The sequence below is a fragment of the Psychrobacillus sp. Z16_25 genome, from assembly GCF_056856695.1.
Genome location: NZ_JBXEOV010000002.1, coordinates 203,864 through 228,117, shown reverse-complemented (window position 1 = coordinate 228,117; position 24,254 = coordinate 203,864). Strand labels below are relative to the sequence as shown.

24 protein-coding genes are annotated in these 24,254 nt (G+C 40.3%); 21 read left to right on the top strand and 3 right to left on the bottom strand.

Annotation, left to right across the window (positions count from 1 at the left end; translation table 11 throughout):
* Nucleotides 1–436 precede the first annotated feature (436 nt).
* The 14 genes from AC1VU3_RS03815 (at nt 437) to AC1VU3_RS03750 (ending at nt 14,980) form a co-directional block, all read left to right on the top strand.
* Entirely contained in the window at nt 437–3,637 is a 3,201-nt protein-coding gene (locus tag AC1VU3_RS03815; protein ID WP_482982819.1) for an AfsR/SARP family transcriptional regulator, read from the top strand.
* Nucleotides 3,638–3,784: 147 nt separating this feature from the next.
* Nucleotides 3,785–5,002: a substrate-binding domain-containing protein gene (locus AC1VU3_RS03810; protein WP_480387969.1), complete on the top strand. Its 1,218-nt coding sequence runs from the start codon at nt 3,785–3,787 to the stop codon at nt 5,000–5,002.
* Between the two features lie 97 nt (nt 5,003–5,099).
* Nucleotides 5,100–5,867 (top strand): ABC transporter ATP-binding protein, encoded by a 768-nt coding sequence (locus AC1VU3_RS03805; RefSeq protein ID WP_480387968.1) that lies wholly within the window; start codon nt 5,100–5,102, stop codon nt 5,865–5,867.
* Nucleotides 5,851–6,558, top strand: a complete 708-nt coding sequence (locus AC1VU3_RS03800) for an ABC transporter ATP-binding protein (RefSeq protein WP_482982818.1) — start codon at nt 5,851–5,853, stop codon at nt 6,556–6,558. The genes AC1VU3_RS03805 and AC1VU3_RS03800 overlap by 17 nt, the downstream gene beginning before the upstream one ends.
* Before the next feature lie 13 nt (nt 6,559–6,571).
* A complete protein-coding gene (locus tag AC1VU3_RS03795) occupies nt 6,572–7,432 on the top strand; it encodes a branched-chain amino acid ABC transporter permease (RefSeq protein ID WP_482982817.1) in 861 nt (286 codons plus the stop codon).
* Between the two features lie 6 nt (nt 7,433–7,438).
* Nucleotides 7,439–8,446: a branched-chain amino acid ABC transporter permease gene (locus tag AC1VU3_RS03790; protein WP_482982816.1), complete on the top strand. Its 1,008-nt coding sequence runs from the start codon at nt 7,439–7,441 to the stop codon at nt 8,444–8,446.
* Nucleotides 8,443–9,465, top strand: a complete 1,023-nt coding sequence (locus tag AC1VU3_RS03785; protein ID WP_480387964.1) for a 3-oxoacyl-ACP synthase — start codon at nt 8,443–8,445, stop codon at nt 9,463–9,465. Before AC1VU3_RS03790 ends, AC1VU3_RS03785 begins: the two co-directional genes overlap by 4 nt.
* Entirely contained in the window at nt 9,462–10,376 is a 915-nt protein-coding gene (phaZ, locus tag AC1VU3_RS03780; protein WP_482982815.1) for an intracellular short-chain-length polyhydroxyalkanoate depolymerase, read from the top strand. The genes AC1VU3_RS03785 and phaZ overlap by 4 nt, the downstream gene beginning before the upstream one ends.
* Nucleotides 10,360–11,100: a 3-oxoacyl-ACP reductase FabG gene (fabG, locus tag AC1VU3_RS03775; protein ID WP_482982814.1), complete on the top strand. Its 741-nt coding sequence runs from the start codon at nt 10,360–10,362 to the stop codon at nt 11,098–11,100. Before phaZ ends, fabG begins: the two co-directional genes overlap by 17 nt.
* A 15-nt stretch (nt 11,101–11,115) precedes the next feature.
* Nucleotides 11,116–12,588 (top strand): AMP-binding protein, encoded by a 1,473-nt coding sequence (locus AC1VU3_RS03770; RefSeq protein WP_482982813.1) that lies wholly within the window; start codon nt 11,116–11,118, stop codon nt 12,586–12,588.
* Nucleotides 12,589–12,637: 49 nt separating this feature from the next.
* On the top strand, nt 12,638–13,366 hold the full coding sequence (locus tag AC1VU3_RS03765; protein ID WP_482982812.1) for an AAA family ATPase: 729 nt from the start codon (nt 12,638–12,640) through the stop codon (nt 13,364–13,366).
* A gap of 190 nt (nt 13,367–13,556) precedes the next feature.
* A complete protein-coding gene (locus tag AC1VU3_RS03760) occupies nt 13,557–14,009 on the top strand; it encodes a YehR family lipoprotein (protein ID WP_480387959.1) in 453 nt (150 codons plus the stop codon).
* A 230-nt stretch (nt 14,010–14,239) separates the two neighbouring features.
* Entirely contained in the window at nt 14,240–14,665 is a 426-nt protein-coding gene (locus AC1VU3_RS03755; protein ID WP_482982811.1) for an acyl-CoA thioesterase, read from the top strand.
* Nucleotides 14,666–14,980: a hypothetical protein gene (locus AC1VU3_RS03750; RefSeq protein WP_480387957.1), complete on the top strand. Its 315-nt coding sequence runs from the start codon at nt 14,666–14,668 to the stop codon at nt 14,978–14,980.
* A gap of 47 nt (nt 14,981–15,027) precedes the next feature.
* On the opposite strand, the gene AC1VU3_RS03745 is transcribed toward AC1VU3_RS03750, so the two are convergent.
* Complete coding sequence (locus AC1VU3_RS03745) at nt 15,028–15,327, bottom strand: HesB/YadR/YfhF family protein (RefSeq protein WP_480387956.1); 300 nt, start codon at nt 15,325–15,327, stop codon at nt 15,028–15,030.
* Between the two features lie 23 nt (nt 15,328–15,350).
* Entirely contained in the window at nt 15,351–15,956 is a 606-nt protein-coding gene (gene plsY, locus AC1VU3_RS03740; protein ID WP_480387955.1) for a glycerol-3-phosphate 1-O-acyltransferase PlsY, read from the bottom strand.
* A 276-nt stretch (nt 15,957–16,232) separates the two neighbouring features.
* Here plsY and parE point away from each other — a divergent pair, with 276 nt between their 5' ends.
* The 5 genes from parE to AC1VU3_RS03715 all read left to right on the top strand — a co-directional run bounded on the left by parE (nt 16,233) and on the right by AC1VU3_RS03715 (nt 22,218).
* Nucleotides 16,233–18,233, top strand: a complete 2,001-nt coding sequence (gene parE / locus AC1VU3_RS03735) for a DNA topoisomerase IV subunit B (RefSeq protein WP_482982810.1) — start codon at nt 16,233–16,235, stop codon at nt 18,231–18,233.
* Complete coding sequence (gene parC / locus AC1VU3_RS03730; RefSeq protein WP_482982809.1) at nt 18,230–20,659, top strand: DNA topoisomerase IV subunit A; 2,430 nt, start codon at nt 18,230–18,232, stop codon at nt 20,657–20,659. The genes parE and parC overlap by 4 nt, the downstream gene beginning before the upstream one ends.
* Before the next feature lie 5 nt (nt 20,660–20,664).
* The gene (locus tag AC1VU3_RS03725; protein ID WP_482982808.1) at nt 20,665–21,114 is read left to right on the top strand and encodes an MFS transporter; all 450 of its coding nucleotides are present in this window, start codon (nt 20,665–20,667) and stop codon (nt 21,112–21,114) included.
* A gap of 109 nt (nt 21,115–21,223) precedes the next feature.
* Entirely contained in the window at nt 21,224–21,865 is a 642-nt protein-coding gene (locus tag AC1VU3_RS03720; protein ID WP_482982807.1) for an HAD hydrolase-like protein, read from the top strand.
* A gap of 83 nt (nt 21,866–21,948) precedes the next feature.
* Complete coding sequence (locus AC1VU3_RS03715) at nt 21,949–22,218, top strand: hypothetical protein (protein ID WP_480387951.1); 270 nt, start codon at nt 21,949–21,951, stop codon at nt 22,216–22,218.
* A 5-nt stretch (nt 22,219–22,223) separates the two neighbouring features.
* On the opposite strand, the gene AC1VU3_RS03710 is transcribed toward AC1VU3_RS03715, so the two are convergent.
* The gene (locus AC1VU3_RS03710; RefSeq protein WP_482982806.1) at nt 22,224–22,457 is read right to left on the bottom strand and encodes a hypothetical protein; all 234 of its coding nucleotides are present in this window, start codon (nt 22,455–22,457) and stop codon (nt 22,224–22,226) included.
* Between the two features lie 130 nt (nt 22,458–22,587).
* Between AC1VU3_RS03710 and AC1VU3_RS03705 the strand changes: the two genes are divergently transcribed.
* Nucleotides 22,588–23,100 (top strand): copper resistance CopC family protein, encoded by a 513-nt coding sequence (locus AC1VU3_RS03705; protein ID WP_480387949.1) that lies wholly within the window; start codon nt 22,588–22,590, stop codon nt 23,098–23,100.
* Nucleotides 23,097–24,197, top strand: a complete 1,101-nt coding sequence (locus AC1VU3_RS03700) for a copper resistance D family protein (RefSeq protein ID WP_482982805.1) — start codon at nt 23,097–23,099, stop codon at nt 24,195–24,197. Before AC1VU3_RS03705 ends, AC1VU3_RS03700 begins: the two co-directional genes overlap by 4 nt.
* Nucleotides 24,198–24,254: the final 57 nt, after the last annotated feature.

Genomic DNA, 24,254 nt, shown 5'->3' with positions numbered 1-24,254 from the left:
CTCTTTTTTAATGTACAAACTATCATTCTTGATTGTGTCGGTTGATTATTATTGCTCCTAATATAATATTAACATCATTAGGTCGTTTTCCGACTGTATATTTTCGGTAACAACTGATCGAATTCTGTTTTTCTAACATGCCTCAGATTTTCTAAAAAAATCCCCGTATTATTTAAGTCTCTACCATTCGATAAGATCTCCAACCTCTCTTTTGTTGCTCCACAGTTAAAACGTATATATTTATAACTTTCTCTATTAGTAATAAAAATCGCTTCTAAAGTAATCTATCTTCCAAGCAATCATTTTCCAATATAGTTCTTTTCATCAACACGAACCTTGATTCATTCTTGCTATCCTGTCAGAATTATCATTCTATTTATATAACAGATATGGTAGGATATGTGTAAGATTACGTTGAAAATATAGGAGGAAAAGGATGAAGCAACCAACTATTATCTTGTCTAAGCTAAATCCGCCAATGCCTTCTTCTCACTATATGAGAAGAGCTTCCCTCATGAAAAAGCTAAAGACTATTTCAGACAAAAAGGTATGCTTATTACATAGCGGTGCTGGATTTGGTAAGAGCTCCGCAATCGCGCAATACTTAATAGATTCCAATGAGACATTTTCCTGGTATTCCATAACGGAAGAGGATGACGATATTCTTCCTTTTCTTAGACACCTAATAGCAAGTATTCAAAAAACTATTCCTACCTTTGGCCAACAGTTATTATCAACCGACCTACTTTCCATGTATCCAAAGGAAGCAGAGCTTACAAGGTGGTATTCCTTGTTCAGCAATGAGCTGTCAGCCATTGAGAAACCGTTTTCAATCGTGTTAGATGACTTTCATTTAGTGGATCATGTCTTTCAAATAAATTATATGATGGAAAAAATTATTGAGTTTTTGCCTGACCATATACATTTAGTTATTGCATCGAGAGTACGTCCTAAATGGACAGCGTTAATCAAGCTAAAGATGAATAGTCATCTAATAGAGATTACCGAGAAAGATTTGTCCTTCACGGAAGAGGAAATAATGGTGTTTTTTGAGGATTACTTCGAAAAAGTAATAACAGCAGAAGAAGCGGCTATGATTGAAAGGTTAACAGAAGGATGGGCGATTGCTATTCAGCTTTTTGCTGTTCAGTTTGTAGATTCATCGAAGCAAATTACCAACCTAGTAGACCCAGCATTACAAGATTTATTCTCCTATTTATCAGAAGAAGTCTTCTTGTTGATGAATGAGAAGGACCAACAATCCTTATTGAACTTTAGTATATTCTCTATATTTTCTAAAGAGATAATACAAGCGTTTTTTGGGGAGGGGGAATTAAACCAGCTAGAGCGACTTGCAAATGGTCATACGTTTATCCAATCGCTAAGTGTAGATGGAGAATATCGTTTTCATGCATTATTTCAGCAATTTTTAGAGAATAAATGGCTCCAAAAAAATAAAAAATTATACGATGAGCACCATCAAAAAGCCTCCCTATTTTTTAAAGAAAGACAAAATATGGTCCAAGCCATTCACCATGGGGTAAAAGCAAATGACGAAGAATTTTTAGGCACACTCCTTCTAGAGGCTGCTCCTTCGATGATTCAAGCAGGGCAATTTGATTGGCTACTGGATTTAATGAAAGACCATCTGTCATCTAAAGATAAATTTTACCCATTATATTTTTATGAAGGAGAATGTCATCGGTATCGTGCTTTTTATGAAAAGGCTCGGAAATCCTACGAATGGTGCTTAGAGAAAGCAATGGAAGCACAGGACAGTGTGTTTATTAGTAAAGCAAATGCAGGGATTGCTCATATATATTTGGACACCATACAGCCTGCACTGGCTAAGTCATACTTAGAGGAATCCATCAAATGGGCGGAAGAAAGTAAACAAATTAAAATGAACGAAAAAATAACGCTTAAGCGGTTACTAGCAGAAAATCTAGTGAATCTCGGCAAAGCGAACAAAGCCAAGCAGTGGGTAGAGAGCGAAAGGTTAACGGAAGAAGTTTTGAAGGAGGGAAACCTGGACGGAAGAATATACCTACGGACTGGCATGCTAGAAAGAGCGGTTCATGTCCTTCAGGAACGCCTAGGAAATGAACTTTCTTTACCTGATTCTCACAGGGAGACAGATGTACTCTTGTCTTTTATTTATTCCTTGATTGGAGAAATGGAAGAAGCCAAACGATTGGCGGATAAGGGAATCCAAACAGGAATTAAAGAGAGGTCCGGATTTGTGGAGGCAGTAGGTTGGATCAGGAAGGGACACGCGGAGCTCTTAATAAATCCTTATAACTTAGAAGGCCCAGAGGCATGCTATAGGAAGGCAATACATCTTATTGATGATTTAAACGTTTCACGAGCAATGGCAGAGCCATTTCTCGGACTGGCTATATTAAAAAGTAGACAAGGAAATCTTCAAGAGGCAATCTCTTATGGTGAAAGAGGATTAGCAGAGACAATAAGAAGCAATGACTACTGGCTTTCGGCTTATATCCTTTTGGGACTTTCCATTGTATATCTAGAAAATAATCTTTTGAAAAAAAGTGAAGCAACCTGTTTAGAGGCTAAAAAGCTTTTGGAAGAGAGTGAAGATGTTTACGGTCTCATGTTAACTCATTACTGGCTTCTGAGAATATATCTAAAGCTCGATAGGAATGATTTATTTCACCAATATAGCATCTCCTTTTCGCAACTATGTATAGACAATAACTTTTGGTTTTTCCTTCAAAAACGAACCATCTTTGGTCCGCCAGATCTTCAGGTGAATTACTTGATTTACCAAAAGGCATTAGAGATAGATGCAGATGAAATATTACAAGCAGCTGCTGCCCGTTTAAACATCCAAGAAGGGATAGCCTATCCTGGTTATGAGCTTAGGTTACAGCTATTAGGCTCTTTCACCTTATATATGGGTCTAGAAGAGGTGGAAGAACGTAAATGGCAAAGAGATAAGTCAAAGGAATTATTCGTTTATTTATATATGAACAAAAACCGGTTTGTACCGAAAGAAGAGCTAATAAGAGCTTTATGGAAAGAAAACAACGAAAAAACGATGGATAGGGATTTTAAGGTTGTCCTAAACTCCTTGCTGAAAACCATTGAACCGTTTCGAATGGCCCGAGAGGATTCATTTTTTATTACCAGAAGACAATCCATGTATAGATTGAATCCACAGGCAAACGTCACAAGTGATTTAGCTCTTTTCCATGAATCTGCTGATAAAGGCATGAAAGAGACAAATCCTAGATTTGCAATTGATCAGCTAATGAGAGCAGTTAATCTATATCATGGACCGATTTTAGAGGATAGACAAGGAATCGAATGGATTCAACATGACAGAGAGAGGACAGAGCAGAAATATTTATTTATTCTAGAAAGACTTGCCCAAACTTCTACTAGATTAAAAGAGTTTGACCAAACAATCTATTGGGCTGAAAAGCTTCTCAAAATAGACCCTACGTGGGAAGAGGCATACAGACTGCTGATGTTTGCCTATTATCAGCAGCAAAATAGATCTCTTTCTATCAGATGGTATGAGAAATGCGTGGCTATATTGAGAGATGAGTTAAAGGTCGAGCCTATGCCAACAACCATCCAGATGTATGAGATGATAACGAATTATAGCTAATCAATTAATCCATTTAACACAGAATTGTTAAGTGGATTTTTTCTTGCGATTTTCTAGCTATCCATCCTGTAACTCTTTTGTAACTCCTATTTTGTAAGATAATCACGAAGCATGAGAACGCTTACAAAATGCAATAGGGGGATGTACATGTTAAAAAAATGGAGTTTGCTTTTGGTCCTACTATTTATCATGGTTTTTAGCGCAGCTTGTTCAGATTCAGAAGGGGAAAAGGTAGCTGTTTCAGGGGAGAATCAAGAAACAATACGTATCGGTGTACTTGCCTCATTGACAGGAGCTCTAGAATCCTATGGTAAGCAAACAAGAAATGGATTTGATCTAGGAATTGAGTATGCTACTGATGGAACAATGGAGGTTGCCGGCAAGAAAATTGAAATCATCTATGAGGATACAGAAACGAAGCCAGAGGTAGCTGTTCAAAAGGCAACTAAGCTACTGGAAGAAGATGAGGTTGACTTCTTGGTTGGAGCTTCTAGCTCAGGAGATACATTGGCTGTTCTGCCACTAGCAGAGGAATATGAAAAGATTATGATCGTAGAGCCTGCAGTTGCAGATAGTATTACCGGCTCCGAGTTTAATCCGTTTATTTTTAGAACAGCCCGTAACTCATCACAAGATGCGGTAGCAGGGGCAGCGGCAATAGCAAAAGAAGGAGTAAAGATTGCAACATTCGCACCAGATTATTCATTTGGCTGGGATGGCGTTTCCGCATTTAAAGCTGCAGCAGAAGAGCTTGGAGCGGAAATCGTATTAGAAGAATATGCAGACCCAGCTGCGACAGACTTTACTTCTAACTTGCAAAAGATTATTCAAGCAAAGCCAGATTATTTGTTCATTGTTTGGGCAGGGGCTAACTCTCCCTGGAACCAAATTGCTGATTTAAATTTGCAGGAAAAAGGCATCAAAATTTCTACAGGAGCACCTGACATTGCAGCTCTTAGTATCATGGAGCCTCTAGTAGGGATGGAAGGCTTCTCGGTTTACTACCATACATTACCTGACAATGAAATAAACGATTGGTTAGTAGATGAGCATAAAAAACGCTTTAACGGAGAAGTACCAGACCTATTTACACCGGGTGGTATGTCCGCAGCTATCGCAATCGTAGAAGCGTTGAAGAATTCGGAAGGAAATGCAGATGGAAATGAGCTAATTAGTATCATGGAAGGAATGTCATTTGAGACACCGAAAGGGAAAATGACTTTCCGTCCGGAGGATCATCAAGCATTACAAACATTATATTCCATCAAGCTGGAGAAACAGGAAGGACTCCCTTATCCAGTACCTGTATTATTACGTGAATTAACACCAGAAGAAACGGAACCACCGATTTTAAACAAAAAGTAATCATTTAGTGACAGCCTATCTAAAGTAGGCCTGTCACTCTCCATGGGATAGATGCTTCTATCTTGTGGAGAGTGACAGATAGAAAGGAGATCGTTTCATGGAACCTATATTACGAACAGAAAATCTAACCATTAAATTCGGAGGGCAGACAGCGGTAGACCACGTCAACTTTGTCATGCCCCCAAGACATTTTAAATCGATTATTGGACCAAATGGTGCAGGAAAGACAACCTTCTTCAATCTAATCAGTGGGGAGCTAAAGCCAACAGAGGGTGATGTCTTCTTCAAAGAACAGTCATTAGCCAAAATGTCTGCTGTTGAAAGAACAAGAATTGGATTAGGTCGTTCGTTTCAAATCACGAACGTCTTTCCAAACCTCACGGTATTAGAAAATGTCCGACTGGCGCTTCAATCTAAGGAAAAAATCCGTTATCAAATGCTACGACATTTCACTTCTTATAAACACTTGTTAACTCAAGCAGAGGAACTTCTAGAAGTGGTTCTACTTGCAAATAAATCTCATGCAATTGCAAACCAGCTTTCTCATGGGGAAAAAAGAAAGCTAGAGATTGCCATGCTTTTAGCATTAGACACGGAGGTTCTTCTCTTAGATGAACCGACCGCTGGAATGTCTTTGGAGGAGGTGCCTGCAATATTAGAGGTAATCAAGCAAATCAAGCAAAAAGGCGATAAAACAATCTTATTGATCGAGCACAAGATGGATATGATTTTAGATTTATCGGATTCTATCATGGTTTTATTCAACGGAAGGCTCCTTGCGGATGGGACGCCATCAGAAATTATGAATAATGAAACCGTACAGAATGCTTATTTAGGAGGGTTATATGATGAGCACCTTGCTTAAAATGGAGAACATTCATACACATATCGGGCAATACCACATACTACAAGGCGTATCGTTTGAAGCGAAAGCTGGGGAAGTAAGCGTTCTTTTAGGAAGAAATGGAGCGGGAAAGACAACTACTTTAAAGACGATTATGGGGCTAACTCCAGCCACTTCAGGAACTATCATGTTTCAAGACAAAGACATTAGCAAAGTACCTACGTTTCAAATTGCCACTCATGGCATTGGCTATGTCCCAGAGGATCAAGGGGTTTTTGCGGGGCTTACAGTAGAAGAAAACTTAAAAGTGGCAATGAGAAAAGAAGATGATGCGGCGTTAGCTAGACAAGAATATGTCCTGGACCTTTTTCCAGATTTGAAAAAGTATTGGAAAAAGGCGGGAGGACACCTATCAGGAGGTCAAAAGCAAATGCTCGCAATGGCAAGAGCCTTTGTAAACGATAGCAAGCTTTTATTGATAGATGAGCCCTCTAAAGGACTTGCTCCAGTCGTGGTGGAAAAAGTAATGGAAGCGATTATAGAAATGAAAAAGCAGACGACCATCGTGTTAGTAGAGCAAAACTTCCTAATGGCCAGTCGCATCGGAGATACATACACCCTCATCGATGATGGGGAATCCATCCAATCTGGCCCGATGAAAGATTTAGTACAGAATGAGGAATTAAAGCGTAAGTACTTAGGTATCGCATAAAGGAGGAACAAAAATGGAATTGATCATCAACCTATTGATCAATGGTCTAGCTACGGGGATGCTTATATTCTTACTTGCTGCTGGACTAACCCTGATTTTCGGATTAATGGATGTGTTAAATTTTGCACATGGTGGATTATTTGCCTGGGGAGCATTTTCAGGCGTTTGGTTTTATAGCGTGACAAATAGCTTCACTTTAGCGATTATAGGGGCAATAGCGACAGGAATCATCCTTGGCTTTATCACAGAAAAGCTTATTATTACTCCTGTTTATGGAAATCACGTGCAGCAAATTTTAATCACCCTTGGTTTTATGATTGTCTTGTCTGAGATGTTAAAGGTTGTCTTTGGACCTAACCAACTGGCAGCGAAAGTCCCTCCGGCATTTGCAGGGAGCTGGGAGATAGGAGACGTAATTATTATCAAGTATCGTCTTTTCATCATTTTAGTGGGCTTTTTAGTATTCGGTATCTTCCAGTTCATTTTAAAGAAAACGAAAATTGGGCTTACAGTGCGGGCAGGCGTGATGAATAAAGAAATGGTGCAGGCACTGGGCATTAATATTAAGAGAGTATTTTTATATGTGTTTATGGCTGGTGCGGCTCTTGCAGCATTAAGTGGTGCTTTAATGGCTCCCTATTCAGGTGTCGTTTATGCAGAGATGGGGATGGAATATGCTATTCTTGCTTTCATCGTCGTAGTTATTGGAGGAATGGGAAGCTTTCCCGGCTCCCTTCTAGCAGCTATTCTAGTAGGCCTAGCAGGAAGCTTCATGGCCTATTATGTTCCTGCTTTATCCCTTGCGGTCAATATGTTGCTTATGGCAATCGTATTAATCTTCCGTCCGCAGGGCTTGTTCACAGCGAAAGGATGATGCAAAGTGAAATCGACTTTTCAATTAAAACACGGGATCTTGCTGATCATTGTGGCATCACTGTTTATCTTCCCATTTGTCTCTGATTCTAGGACATGGACCATTTTACTTACTCAAATTTTTATCTTTTCCATTTTAGCAATGAGCTATGATATCTTGCTTGGATACACGGGGATTGTTTCCTTTGGTCACGCTATGTTTTTTGGTATTGGTGCGTATGCCACTGCAATCATGCTCAACCATTATGATTCAACATTAGGCATTTTCCTTTTGTCTATCTTAGTTGGAATGCTGATTGCTGGAGCTGTCAGCTTTTTAGTTGGACTGTTAACACTCCGTTTAAAAAGTCACTTCTTTGCAATGCTGACGATGGCAGTATCTGGGCTCATATTAGTGCTAGCTGAAAAATGGAGGAGCCTTACGCAAGGGAATGACGGATTCACCTTTCGAGCTCCAGAGGTATTTAGGGACCGAATGATGTTCTATTTAGTTGTTCTTGTCTGTATGGTGTTAGTCTACTTCCTTCTAAGAAGATTTGTAGCTTCTCCAATGGGTAGGGTGTTGATAGCAGTCCGTGAAAACGAACAACGTACAAAATCACTTGGTTTTCAGACGCTACACTATAAAGTAATTGCCTCTGTAGTAGCAGGCGTCATCGCAAGTCTTGCTGGATCTCTGTATGCCATATCTCTTCGTTTTGTAAATACGAGCTATCTCTCCATGGATATTACCTTGGATGCACTCCTGATGACTATTATTGGTGGGGTGGGGACATTGATCGGCCCAATCATAGGAGCAGGTGTGATAGAACTCGCACAGCATTACTTATCAGGGATGGCAAAAGAGCATCCGATTTTCGAACGTTGGATCATTTTCTTTGGGATTGTCTACATTCTAGCAGTAATCTTCTTCCCGAAAGGAATTGTAGGAACAATCCAACATGCACTTTGGAAACGGAAGAATAAAAACATAAAGGTGGATGTAGCCCCTAAGAGAAGGGAGCTTGCAAAATGATAGTCGGAATAGCGAGTACTGGCGTATACCTCCCATCTAATAGAATGACTGCAGAGGAAATTGCTCAAGCAGCAAGTCTACCACTTGAGGTTGTTCAAAAGAAAATGGGAATTAACCAAAAGCCTATACCTGGTGAAGAGGACCATACAGTAGCGATGGGAATAAAGGCAGCACAAAAAGCATTAGAAAAGGGTTCGATTGATCCTAAAAGTATTGATTTAATTATTTATATCGGCGAAGAGCATAAGGAATATCCACTTTGGACAGCAGCCATTAAGCTACAAGAGGAGATAGGGGCTTATCATGCTTGGGCTTTTGACGTTGCCCTTCGCTGTGGAACGACGATTATGGCTCTAAAGGTTGCAAAAAGTTTAATGCAGGCAGATCCTTCTATTAGAACAGTTTTGCTTGCAGGTGGCTATCGCAATAGTGATTTCATCGACTACAAGAACGAACGAACACGTTTTATGTTCAACCTTGGTGCAGGGGGTGGGGCGATTATACTAAAGCGAGACCATCCTGAGAACATGTTGTTAGAGGCTGACATCATGACCGATGGATCCTTTTCAGAGGATGTGGTCGTCCCGGTTGGGGGCACAAAGGAGCCGCTTAGAGCTGAGCATCTTGAGCAGGGCCTATATAGACTTGATGTATTAGACCCTGAAGGAATGAAAGCAAGATTAGAGCAAAAATCGATGCAGAACTTTATCAAGGTAATCAAAAATTCCTTGTTGAAGAGTGGCTTGAACGAAACGGATATTGACTATCTAGCTATCTTGCATATGAAGAAGTCAGCACATGATTTCGTGTTACATGAATTAGGTTTACAAGAGGAACAATCTATTTACTTGAGTGATTATGGGCATATCGGTCAGATAGATCAAATTATTTCACTCGAGCTTGCTGTGGAGCAAGGCAAGCTGAAGGATGGAGATATCGCAGTACTGGTAAGTGCCGGCATTGGATATGCATGGGGAGCGGTTCCTATTAAATGGGGAAAACAAGGGGGATTATCATGAATACAACATACCAACGAAAGATACTATCAAATGGAGAGTCGATCGCTTATCGTGAGCGGTTAGGTAGTGAAAAGACAATCGTGCTTGTTCATGGAAATATGACCTCCTCTAAGCACTGGGATATTTTTATGGATGCGTTAGATCCTGCTTATTCGATTTATGCCTTAGATATGAGAGGCTTCGGTGAATCTACTTATCATCGACGTATAAGCCGAATCAAAGATTTCTCAGAGGATTTAAAGGAATTTATTGATCAACTGGGCATCAAGGATTTTACTTTCATCGGTTGGTCGACGGGGGGAGCAGTCTGTATGCAGTTTGTTGCTGACTACCCTGGTTATTGCGACAAGCTAGTGCTGCTAGCCTCCGCTTCTACTAGAGGATATCCATTCTTTGGTACCAAGGCTGATGGCACATCGGATTTCGAGAAACGCTTACAAACAATTGAAGAAGTAGAGGCTGACCCTTCCAAAACAAAAGTCATTCAAGGCTTTTATGATACGAAAAATCGAGCAGGCTTAAAGGCGGTATGGAATGCTGGTATATACACACATAATCAGCCCGAGGCTAGCCTTTATGACGAATATGTCGACGATATGCTGACACAACGAAACCTGGCGGATGTCTATCATTCTTTGAATACCTTTAATATAAGTGGGTTCCATAATGGATTAACACAGGGTACAAATCAGGCGAAGGATATTACCATACCAGTGTTAATTTTAAGAGGAGATCGAGATTACATTGTAACCGAGCAAATGACACAAGAAATTGTGGAGGATTTAGGGGAAAATGCAACCTATATTCCTTTAGTAGACTGTGGTCATTCTCCGCTCATAGACGATATGGAGCAGTTAATATCTAAAATAGAGGGCTTTTTGAGGGAGGAACATCATGAGATTACTAGATAAAGTAGCAATCATTACTGGTGCAGGCAACGGAATTGGATCAGCAGCGGCAAAACGCTTTGCAGAGGAAGGAGCAAAGGTGGTGCTGGCTGATTATGATGAACATGCCGGAAAACAGCTGGAGCAGGAGCTTCGCGAGCAAGGGTATCAAGCCATTTTTATTCAAGTGAACGTAGCTCAGCAGGACAGTGTGCAAAATCTTGTTGAACAGACGCTGAAAGCCTATGGAAAGATTCATATTCTAGTTAACAATGCAGGTATAACAAGGGATGCGATGCTTTCAAAAATGACTGTTGAGGATTTTGCAAAAGTGCTCGATGTCAATCTAACAGGAGTTTTTCATTGCACGCAAGCAGTTTTGCCTCATTTAGTAGAGCAAGGGTATGGCAAAATTATTAACACCTCTTCAGTAAGCGGAGTCTATGGAAATGTTGGTCAGACGAACTATGCTGCTTCCAAGGCAGCAGTAATCGGGATGACCAAAACGTGGGCAAAGGAGCTAGGCAGAAAGGGAATTAACGTGAATGCAGTAGCTCCGGGCTTTACGAATACAAAGATGGTAGAAAAAATGCCAGAGAAGATTATTGACCAAATGAAATCAGTCGTGGCTCTTCAACGTTTAGCGCAGCCAGTGGACATCGCAAATGCCTACCTGTACTTAGCGTCCGATGAATCCAGCTATGTACATGGGCATGTGCTACATGTGGATGGCGGAATTATGATGTAGGAGGGGTGCTTCGCCATGTATAGCGAGCAAGCATGGATTATCAAGAGAGCTCAGCTTTCTCCTAATAAAGTTGCCTTAATTGATAGCGATACAAATTTGTCTTGGACATATAAAGAATTAGTACAGGAAATTTCTAAATGGCTGACTTTTATAGATAGTCAAAACTACCAAAAGGGAGAAAGAATTGCGGTCCTTTCATTAAACAGAATTGAGCTATTTGCTATTCTTTTTGCATGTGGCCTCAGAGGACTCATCTATGTCCCTTTGAACTACCGGTTAAGTGAAACAGAATTATCCTTCATTCTGGCAGATTGTGAGCCAGTTCTACTTGTATATGATGAAGAGAACGCTGAATTAAGTGGTAATTTCATCCATACAGATAAACTGTTTATTCAAGATTTATCTACATCTAATAAGGATAACTATTGGTTGGAGTCAAATTGGAGCAATCATGAACCTTGGATCATGATTTATACAGGGGGGACCACGGGACGGCCCAAGGGTGTTGTCTTGTCCTTTGAGGCGGTAAACTGGAATGCTATCAATACAATTATCTCTTGGAACATCGGAGAAGCTGACTGCACATTGAATTATATGCCTATGTTTCATACAGGAGGTTTAAACGCTCTTTGTCTACCGATATTAATGGCAGGAGGCACTGTCGTAACAGGGAGACGTTTCCAAGCAAAAGCAGCACTGTTAGCGTTGAATACATATAAAACAACATTGTCCTTGTTCGTTCCAACTATGTATCAAGCAATGCTCGAGACAGAGCTAATCCATTCTCTAACCTTTCCAACAGTGAGATGCTTTCTATCAGGAGGAGCTCCTTGTCCCCATACAATCTATAAGGAGTTTGCTAAAAAGGGAATCTTATTTAAGGAAGGCTATGGTCTAACAGAGGCAGGGCCAAACAATTTCTTTATCGAACCACAGGTTGCGGCACAAAAAAGAGGTTCTGTCGGGAAATGCATGCAATTCAATGAGATTAAGGTGGTTAATGATTCCGGTGACGTATGTAAGCCCAACGAGGTTGGGGAGCTATATATCTCCGGAAAGCATGTCTTCTCTTACTACTGGAACAATGAAACAGAAACGGAGAAAGTGTTCGATGGGAAGTGGCTAAAAACAGGAGATTTAGTTCGGTATGATGAACAAGGTGACTATTTTATTGTTGGCCGTAAAAAAGAAATGATTATCTCTGGAGGAGAAAATATATATCCTCAAGAGATTGAGCAATGCTTGATCAAGCATCCATCTATACGAGAAGCCGCAGTAATAGGTACACATGATGAAAAATGGGGAGAGCGTGTCACAGCCTTTGTCTCTCTTCATGAACATGTAACAGAACAGGAAGTCATTACGCACTGTAGACAGCACTTGGGAAGCTACAAGGTTCCAAAGATGGTCTATTGCCTAGAGGAGCTCCCACGAACGGACGTTGGCAAAATCGATAAAAAACTATTACATGAGTTAGCTGTAAAGTAGATCTTTACAGCTTGCTTTTTTGTTATGATGGAGGAAAGGAGGTTACTATATGTTCCTAAAACAAGTCCGCTATTTACGTGAAAATGTTCCTAGCGAAGATAAGTATCCATTCAATATTCCCTTTCTGCAGCATATGGAGAGTCTCGATATCCCGTCGAACGTCACTTTTTTTGTGGGGGAAAATGGTTCTGGAAAATCCACCCTTCTGGAAGCGATTGCAGATATTACTGGGTTTCATACTGCAGGTGGAAACAAAAATCATCTTTATGACGTTCATTCCTCTCAATCGGATCTATCGGAATATTTAAAGCTCTCTTGGAAACTAAAGGTGACGAAGGGTTTTTTCCTACGAGCTGAGACCTTTTATCAGTTTGCGAGCTATTTAGATTTGATGGAAAATGCACCTGGAAAGTACGATCCATACGGAGGAGAATCTCTTCACAAGCAATCGCATGGGGAGGCATTCTTAAGCTTATTCAAACATGCATTTGGACAGAACTCCATCTTCTTATTGGACGAGCCTGAGGCTGCACTATCTCCGACAAGACAGCTAAGCTTCATGAGGATTATGAAGGAATTGGAGGATCAAGCCCAATTTATTATTGCAACACATTCTCCTATATTGCTTGGGTATCCCGATGCTACCATTTATCAATTTGACGAAGGCCCGATAGAGAGAATTAGGTACGAGGAGTCTATGCATTATATTGTGACCAAGCGTTTTCTCGATGCGAGAGAAAGAGTATTCGAGGAGCTATTTAAAGACATAGAAGATTGAAAGCTCGCCATTATTCATATGATTTTCGTGTACATTTTATTACAAATATATTCTCTAAACGAGCCGAAATAACAAATAATTCATTTTTATCCGAATAGATAGATTGTCCTTTCCTTTTTCATTTCCTAAATTAATTTCATTATGGTATGGTTAATACTGTAATAAAATAATGTCGAAAGGTGTGTGTAAGATGAAGAAATTAACGGCATCCATTACCATGATCTTATTCGTAATATTTTTATCAGCATGCGGTAATGAAAAGGAAGAAACGAAAAAATTCCAATTAGAGCAGGAAGGTGTTGTGTCGACATTGGTGTACACCTATGAAGGTGATAAAGTAACCAAGCAATCCACAGAAAACATCGTCCAATACGAACAAGTTGGCGTTACCTCAAAGGAACAAGCGCAAGAAATGTTTGGACCACTAACTGAACAATTTAAAGGTATCGATGGGGTAACACATGAAATGGAATTCGGAGACTCGCAGTTAGTAGAAAAACTAACCATAGATTACGAGACTGCCAAATTCGATGAAATCAAGAACCTACCAGGTATGAACTTCACGGGTGATACAGAGGAAGGAATCAGTATGAAGGAGTCCGCTGAATTACTAGAAAGTCAAGGCTTTAAAGAAGTGAAATAACCGTAAAAGATAGAATAGGAGACATTATTTAATAATAACAACATACAGCGAGTACGTGAGCATTACCATTCACGTACTCGCTGCTTCTATTCGTGACCTTCATACCTTGCGATTTTAGAGGTTATTTTATTTGGGTATTTCAGGAGCTGTTGATGAAAACTTTTAAAAGCGAGAAAAATCTTACCTCCACCAAAATTTTAACGATATAATATATAAGGAGGTGAAAGGCTATGGTTATACATGAAAAAGAGATAGAAGTACGCTATGCAGAGACCGATCAGATGGGTGTAGTGTATCACGCAAATTACCTTATTTGGCTCGAGATTGGAAGAACCCATTTAATTAATGAACTAGGCTTTTCCTACGCAGGATTAGAAAAGGATGGATTTATTTCTCCAGTTACTAATGTGAATATAGATTATCGACTACCAGTTACATATGGAGATAAAGTGAAGGTAAGGACTTGGATTGCAAAGCACGGTAAGCTGAGAACGACATACGGCTATGAAATTTTACTCCCAGATGGAAGGATTTCCTCTACGGCTACTACCGACCATGTCGTTGTAAAAAAAGAAAGTTTCCGACCAGTATCCTTGGCAAAGATTGCGCCTGAATGGGATGCTAGATATAAAGAGATAGCGAAGGAGCTCGTATAGATGGCATTCGGTATTACAAGGGATGAGTTAATCGAATGGAAACGGCGCGTCGAAAGAAACGAAATCTCCTTTTTAACTCACTACTGGCTGGATAAGAGATTCCCTGGGTGTAATACAGTTACAAAGGTTGGATGTGCAGACGTGCGGCGCTTAGTGGAGTGGGGGAAGCAATACGGCTTAAAGGAAGAATGGATAGATCATAAGGAAGGCTATCCACACTTCGATCTATTTGGTAAGTACGAGCAAGACATTTTAACAAAGGAAGGCTTACTAAGCCAGCTTGAAAGATTTAAAAAAGAGGATGTCCATAAGTAAAAACTTATGGGACATCCCATTCCAAAGGCCCGTCACAACATGTCTTTTCAGACGGTCCCTTTTTTGTATGAGTATTCAAGTTCATTGGAATTTGTTTGGACATCTACATATAGGTCATGTCCAGTAAAATACCATTCATCTCTCTCTTCGATAAAGTACATAACCTCATCATGCATTACGGTGACAGCGGGTTCAAAAGGAGCATCCTTCGTCATACCTAGAGAAAATGCTTCATGGAGTGGGCTTGAGCCCCCGTATCTCACATAAAACCGTATAGTGTCTCCTGGTACTACCTCCATCTCTTGCTTAAACCATTTTTGCGCTTCTTCTGAGATATAGACTTTCATTTGTAACACCTAACTTTCTAGGACTAGATCCATTTTACCTTGGGTTCAGTACCATCCTTGATACGCTTAATGTTAGCACGATGTCTATAAAAAATAAAAGCAACAAGGATAGCTACTATTAGAACGAGAGGCCAGTCCCTTTCCACGGTCACATAATAAACAAGTGTATAAATAAGGGCGATAACTGCAACACACATGGAAGTCAGCGATACTATTTTCGTTATTTTTAATATAATGAAAAATCCTACAACCAAAATAACAAAAATAGGCCAATGATATCCAAGTAGGACCCCGCCAGACGTAGCAACCGCCTTTCCACCCTTAAAGCCTGCGAAAATTGGGAACATATGCCCTATAACAGCTAGCGTCCCTAATAGAAGAGGATGGACATTTACTTGGCTGAACAGTGGGAGTAAACCGAGTGTGGTAGCAGCAGTTCCTTTCAGTATATCCAGGACTGTCACGACCAAGCCTGCCTTTTTGCCAAGTGTGCGGAACGTATTTGTTCCACCTAAGTTCCCGCTCCCATGCTGCCTAATATCAGTCTGGTAAAAAATTTTTCCAATCCAGAGCCCTGAAGGAATGGAGCCTATTAGATAGGCTAGCAATAGTAAAACAATTAGCATCATGGTAAACTCCTTTAATTTTCAAACTTAAATATATCTATCCCATTTATTTTACCATGTTCCAGATTATTAGTTCAATGTATGGAAAAATAGAATTGTATATTACGTCAATTTTTAAAATAGCAAGAAGGAATAAACAAAATGAATAGAGAATGCAAGAGATGGGCAGATTGCATTCTAATGAATTATTCACTACAATTAAGGTCTGACTTGTCCTTCAGCGCTATTGACATAATGTCAAACTATTTGTAGGCTTAAATTAGAAGAAAGAAAGAACAGATGTTTTGTTTTTTGGGGGGAACGTATTTGACTAAAAATAATACTTTAACTAATTATACGGATGATGACATTCAAGTTTTAGAGGGACTCGAAGCTGTCCGAAAGAGACCTGGTATGTATATTGGGTCAACCGATGCAAGAGGTCTTCATCATTTAGTATATGAAATAGTAGATAATGCAGTAGATGAAAGCTTGGCTGGATTTGGGGACCATATTAAAGTAACGATCCATCAAGATCAAAGCATCACTGTTCGAGATTATGGGCGAGGCATGCCTACTGGAATGCACAAAACGGGAATTCCTACGGCAGAAGTAATTTTCACTGTTCTACATGCTGGCGGAAAATTTGGTCAGGGTGGTTATAAAACAAGTGGTGGTCTTCACGGGGTAGGTGCTTCTGTAGTAAATGCTCTCTCTACTTTTGTAGAAGTAGAAATCCACCGTGACGGCAAAAAATTTACCCAACGCTTCGAAAATGGAGGAAAGGTCGTTCAGCCACTTAAGCAAGTGGGAACTACGAAGGAAACGGGTACATCTGTTCATTTCCTTCCAGACAGCACCATTTTTTCTACCACAAAATACAATTATGAAACATTAAGTGAGCGCCTTAGAGAATCCGCATTTCTACTAAAAGGTTTGAAAATCGAACTGAAGGACGAAAGAACGGATGCACATGACATATTCTTCTATGAAACCGGTATAGAGGCGTTTGTTGCATATTTAAATGAAGAGAAGGATGTTTTACATCCAGTATTTTATATAGAAGGTACTCAAGATCAAATTGAAGTAGAATTTGCTTTTCAATTTAACGATGGATATTCAGAAACCATTCTATCCTTTGTAAATAATGTGCGTACAAGAGACGGAGGTACTCACGAAACGGGAGCAAAGGCTGGTTTGACTCGTGTGTTTAATGAGTATGCAAGAAAAACGGGGTTATTAAAGGAAAAGGATAAAAACTTAGATGGCTCTGATATACGAGAGGGTATCTCTGCAATCGTTTCTGTCCGTATCCCTGAAAATTTATTGCAATTTGAAGGACAGACGAAAGGAAAGCTTGGCACAAGTGAAGCAAGAAGCGCAGTAGACGCACTAGTTTCCGAAAAGCTTCAATATGTGCTCGAGGAAAATGCAGAGCTTACCGCATCTCTTATTCGAAAAGCAATCCGTGCACAGCAGGCTCGTGAAGCTGCTCGAAAAGCTAGAGAGGATGCACGTAACGGTAAAAAGCGCAAAAAATCCGATACGTTATTATCTGGAAAGCTTACACCGGCGCAATCTCGAAATGCCTCGAAAAATGAATTATATCTAGTAGAGGGTGATTCTGCAGGTGGTTCGGCAAAGCAGGGGCGAGACAGAACGTTCCAAGCAATCCTTCCGCTTAGAGGAAAAGTAATTAATACAGAAAAAGCGAAGCTTGCGGATATTATGAAAAATGAAGAGATTGCTACAATTATTCACGCTATTGGAGGCGGGGTTGGAGCAGATTTCACTATTGAAGATATCGCGTATGACAAGGTTGTCATCATGACGGATGCTGATACAGATGGAGCCCATATCCAGGTTTTACTGCTGACGTTCTTTTACCGCTATATGAAGCCGCTAATCGAGAATGGCAAAATCTATATTGCGCTTCCACCACTCTATAAGGTATTTAAAGGTGTCGGTAAAAAAGAAACCTTTGAATATGTATGGACGGAGAAGGAGCTAGACGCAGCTATGAAGCGCATCGGTAAGGATGCTATGCTTCAGCGCTATAAAGGACTTGGTGAGATGAACGCTGACCAGCTTTGGGATACGACGATGAACCCAGATACAAGAACACTGATCCGCGTTACGATAGAGGACGGAGCTCGTGCGGAAAGACACGTTACGACACTCATGGGTGACAAGGTTGAACCACGACGTAAATGGATTGAAGCAAATGTTAACTTTAGCTTAGAGGATGATTCAAATATCCTTGAAAACGATAGAATTCACACGGAGGATGAAGTAGTATGACGCAAACCGAACGATATCAGGATTTACCATTAGAAGAGGTGATCGGTGATCGGTTTGGTCGTTATAGTAAATATATCATCCAAGACCGAGCACTACCGGATGCGAGGGACGGGTTAAAGCCCGTTCAACGACGCATTCTTTTCGCTATGTTCACTGAAGGAAATACCAACGACAAACCATTCCGTAAGTCTGCTAAGACCGTCGGAAATGTTATCGGTAACTACCACCCTCATGGAGACAGCTCTGTTTATGAAGCAATGGTCCGTATGAGTCAGGATTGGAAGCTTCGTCATATGTTAGTCGAAATGCATGGAAACAACGGGTCAATGGATGGAGATCCACCTGCTGCTATGCGTTACACAGAGGCAAGACTTTCTGCTATCTCACAGGAGATGCTTCGCGATATTACCAAGAACACAGTAGATTATATTCCAAACTTTGATGACTCAGACAGAGAGCCAATCGTATTACCTGCTAGGTTCCCAAACCTTCTTGTAAATGGATCAACAGGAATTTCTGCCGGGTATGCCACTGATATTCCCCCGCATGCATTACATGAAGCACTAGATGCTGTATTGATGCGTATCGAGAATCCAGCAGCTACAGTGGATGAGCTGATGACTGTGATCAAAGGCCCTGATTTCCCAACTGGAGGAATTATTCAAGGGGTCGATGGCATTAAGAAGGCTTATGAAACTGGAAGAGGAAAAATTGTTGTACGCTCAAAGACAGCGATTGAGCAAATCAAGGGCGGCAAGGAGCAAATTGTCGTTACCGAGCTTCCTTATGAGGTGAATAAAGCGAACCTTGTAAAGAAAATCGACGAGCTTCGATTGGATAAGCGTCTAGAGGGTATTGCTGATGTCCGTGACGAATCAGATCGAACTGGTTTACGTATTGTAATAGAAATGAAAAAAGAAGTAGCTGCACACGGAATTCTGCAGTTTTTATTTAAAAACACAGATCTTCAGGTTACCTACAACTTCAATATGATTGCGATCCATAATCGTAGACCTACTATGATGACCCTTCCATTAATGTTAGATGCTTATATTGGACATCAAAAAGAGGTCGTAACTCGTCGTACGGAATTCGATTTAAAGAAAGCAAAGGACCGACTGCATATCGTTGCTGGTCTCATGAAGGCTCTGTCTATTCTGGATGAAGTAATCAAGACAATTCGCGCCTCTAAAGACAAGAGAGATGCTAAAAATAACCTTATGACAGCGTATGAATTTACAGAAGCACAAGCAGAAGCAATCGTTTCTTTACAGCTTTATCGATTAACAAATACGGATATTACAGAGCTTCAAGAAGAAGAGGCTTCTTTAACAAAGCTTGTAAAAGAGCTAGAAACGATTCTTGAGAAGGAATCTGCCTTAATGAAGGTCATTAAAAAAGAGCTTCTAGCTGTTAGAAAGCAGTTTGCAGAGCCTCGTAAGTCTCTGATTGAAGAGGAAATTGAAGAGATTAAACTGACACTTGACGTGCTTATTCCAAGTGAAGAGGTGATTGTCACTGTTACAAAGGATGGTTATGTGAAACGTACCAGCCTTAGATCCTTCAATGCTTCCAATGGACAGGATTTTGCAATCAAGGAATCTGATTACCTTCTTTATCAAGGGCAAATCAACACGCAGCATCATCTTCTTCTATTTACGTCCAAAGGAAACTATATATATCAGCCGGTACATGAGCTTCCGGACATTCGCTGGAAGGACCTAGGTCAGCATATCTCTAGCATTGTGCCACTCGACCAGAATGAGACGATTATTAATGCCTTTGGTGTAGAAGCTTTTGACTTAGATTTAAGTGTGCTTACAGCAACAAGAGATGGGCAAGTAAAACGCTCCTTACTATCTGATTATCAGGTACAGCGCTATCACCGCCCAATCAAAACAATGAACTTGAAAAAAGATGATGTCATGATTTTTGCGGAGCTTGCTGCTCCATCAGATGAGCTGCTGATGACTACTTATAATAGCTATGCAGTTCGCTTCTCCTTAGACGAAGTACCAATTACGGGTGTGAAGACTGCAGGGGTAAAAGGTATTAATCTGAAGGATGAGGATACTGTTGTCGCAGTTAATAGAGTAGAAAAAGACAGTACAGCCGACATCATGTTAGTGACACACCGAGGCGCTGTGAAAAAAATGCATCTAGCTGAGGTGGAGGTAGGAGCTCGTGCAAAACGAGGCCTTGTCACCCTTCGCGAATTAAAATCAAATGCCCACAGAGTATTTGATATCGTACTGGTAGAAAAGAATGATGTGATCATCATAGAAACGGAAAAAGGACATCAAGAGACAATTCAAGCATCGGCATTCCGACCGGTTGATCGCTATTCAAATGGATCATTTGTAATAGATATAGATAAAGACGGTCAGTTGCTCCGAGTTAGGAAGCAGGCACAGCCGGAATCCTAAACTAGATGGGAAATGAGATATGTACCTTTGCAGTGAAGTATCTGGGGCAAAGATGGAGTTCCAAGTATATCTTGTTTAGCTTCCTCTTTTTAATCGGCTTTGCAGAGCTCGTTCTCTACTTTGTAGATATACCGCTACTAACTTTGATTAGCTTTGGATTATTTGGATTTTCGGTAGGCTGCTTTTATCCAACAGCTGTTACTATATTTCAAAAGCAGGTTCCGAAGGAGTATCACGGTCGATTCTTTTCCTTCCGTAACATGATAGACCGAGTTTGCTTCCAGGTAGTGCTTATATCTGCGGGTGCAATGCTCGATATCATGGGGCTTGCGTATATGATGCTTATATTTGGTCTCCTAAGCTTAACTTTATCTCTCACTGTCTTTATTCAAATGAGAAAACAGGCAATAGGGGTGCCTGTAGTAGTACCTGAAAAGGTTCTTGGCGAAAGCTGAGAGCCTTTTTTGTGTTAGGGGGATAGAAATTACTCGCTATATTTAATTGCAGTGAATGAAGGACCCTTTAAGGCTTGATAGACGTTCTATAGTGAGAAGGGGTGAGAAAATGACAAAGGCAATTATTTTTGATATGGACGGAACATTATTTCAAACAAACCTCATCTTAGAGCCAGCTCTTGAGGCTACCTTTGATGTGCTTCGTAAGAATGGCTACTGGGTAGGGGAGACACCGATTGAAAAGTATAGAGAAATTATGGGAGTTCCGTTAGGTGTAGTATGGGAGACGCTATGTCCTGAGTATTCAGAGGAGCAACGGATTCAAAGTAATAGGATATTCCAAGAGAAATTGATCTCCCTTATAGAAATGAACAAAGGTGCGCTTTATCAGGGGGTAGAGGAGACACTTTGTGCGCTTAGTAAGCACTATCCCCTATACATAGCAAGCAATGGTCAGCAGAAATATCTAGACGCTATCGTAAAGACTTTTAATCTGGACCGTTATATTCAGAGTGTCTATAGCATTGAGCAAATCGCTTCTGGGAACAAATCTGAGCTCGTTACTCTTGTGAAAGAGGAAAATCATATAGAAACAGGTTATGTGGTGGGAGACCGTTCCTCCGATATATTGGCTGCGAAGGATAACCATCTAGTCTCTATTGGGGTTCGTTTTGATTTTGCACAGGAGGACGAGCTTTCTCTAGCAGACTATGTCGTAGATTCTTTCGGAGAGCTTCTCCAGTTAGTCTAGGAGCGTATAAGTGTATGGGAAAGGAAGTTTTCTGCTAAAATTGTATAATGATAAGATATTTCTTATGACTGAGGGGGATTTTCGTGGAATTTAATTTTATTGAAGTGATGACGCTATTTCTAATTGTGTTTTTATTCTCTGCAGTTATAAAGCTTACTGGTCAAGTCAAAGGTTTAAAATATATGTTAAACCAAATGTATAACCAAACTGGTATGCCAATAGATCATGAATTGAAACAGCTGATAAACGAGGGCAAAGATGTGAAAGCTGTAAAAGTAGTGAGGGATTCGTTGGGTCTATCTTTGGTAGAAGCAAAACAATATGTCGATGCCTTAAAACAGCAGAGCAAATAACAATCCTATATAGTTGGAAAATGAATGAGGCTTCTAAAGAATAAAAAAGCATTTCCATCAGGTCTTGGGCCTTGGAAATGCTTTTTATGTTTCTTCTCCATTTGTAGCAGACGCTCTTGCTTCGTTTTCGTTTTTCTTACATGTAAGCTAAAAGCCGCCTCTCCTCTAAAGTTCGTGACATCCTTCCCAGTTGTGCGGCGCTTGTGCATCAGTTTACGCTTTGCGGCTGATTTTGCCATTGGTCATCTCTCCTTCTTTATTCTTCCTCTTCATGGTACCCTAGCTTATCCTAAAATTCAAATTACACCATATGATACGAAAATTATGGTATAAATAATAGGGTAATTAGAATATCTTGGAGGTTTCGTAGTGAAAAAAATTAGTTATAGTATGATTCTGTTCTTCTTCATGTTTTTTCTACTCACAGTTCCTGCTAATGCTCACACTGGATTAGAAAGCTCTGTTCCAGCTGAGGGAGAAGTCATACAAGAGGCTTTGCAAGAAATCGTTTTAACATTTGAGGGAAAGATTGAAAAGACAAGCTCTTTTTCTTTAATAAATGAAGAGGGAGACGAGATGCCAATTGAAAATATCACTGTTACCGATCGTCAAATGACTGGAACAGTAGAAGGCATTCCAAATGGTGCTTATATAATTGAATGGAGCATTATAGGGGCGGACGGTCATCCTATTCAAGGGGTCATTCCATTTAGCCAAGACGCCGAGAATTTACCAGAAATTATAGAGGACACTGTCATAGAGGATGAACAAGCCTCTACAGACATTTCTGAAGAAGAGAGTTCGAACGCTTGGATATATTATGTCCTATTTGCCGTGACGATTGTAGTACTAGCATTCTTTTTGGGAAGATGGAAGAGATGATCCTGTTAGTCAGTATAATCGCAGAAGCATTTGTATATGTATGTTTAGCAATCCTAATGGGCAGCTTTATCCTTCAAGCGCTACCGGGCGATTTAAAGCCGACTATTAGAGTGCCTTTCTGGGCAAAGCTTTCAGGGATAATTGGGATAATGGTATTTTCTTTTATCCCACTCTTATCCATTCTTTTTTTCTTGCTAGGAGACTACTCTTTTAGCTATGTCCTGACAACCATATTATTTACCTTTGAGGTGGGGAAAGCCTGGCTAGTTACATTTTGCTTATCTGTTATCATTGCAATCTATCTTCTTATTGGTAGAAAGCAAGATTCTTTGGTATATCACTTGTTAGGAGTAGGCTTGGTGTTTCTTTTGATTGCCGTACTCAGCTGGACCAGTCATGCAAACGCTGTCTATGGGATTCCAGGTTATCTAACCCATCTTTCTCATTATTTGACGGTAGTAGTCTGGGTAGGGATTGTTTTCATCGTTGGTTGGTTCAGTAAAGATACCCGTAACTGGCTTTCGTTTTTAGATTGGTTCCATATTACCGCTATTTTTTGCCTAGCAATCATCGCTATTACAGGTCTATCCTTAATGGGCTATTCGATGGAATACAGTGATTATCCTGCTTCTTGGTTAGTGCCTTATGGTCATAGTCTGCTAATCAAGCATGTGCTCATGATTCCACTAGTTTTATATGCAGTGGTAAACGGGGTGCTAATGAAAAGAAGAATCAGAAGAAACGAGCAGGCGGATCCGAGACCTTGGACGAAGCTTGAATCGATCATCATCCTGCTTATTTTTTCAGCGACCGGAGCACTTAGCCAGCAGCAGCCACTGCACAATCTGACGGAGCTACCTATCATGGAGAATGTCCTACAGTTCTATCATTTGGATTTATTCTTTGTGAGCTTTGAGCAAATCGGCTTTCAGCTAGGTTTTCCTGGTCTTGCGATGTTTGCTTTTGCAATCTTGCTGATGGCAATCAATGTTTTAAGTTTTCGAATAAAGGCTTCTCCAGTCGTTTCGTTCCTAGTAAGCATCGCTGTCATAGGAGCAGTATATCTTGGTCTTATGTTTAGCTTGCAAACCTATTGAAAGCACTTCTTTTCTCTAATCGGAGAAAGGAAATGCTTTTTTTCTTTTGAGGACAGA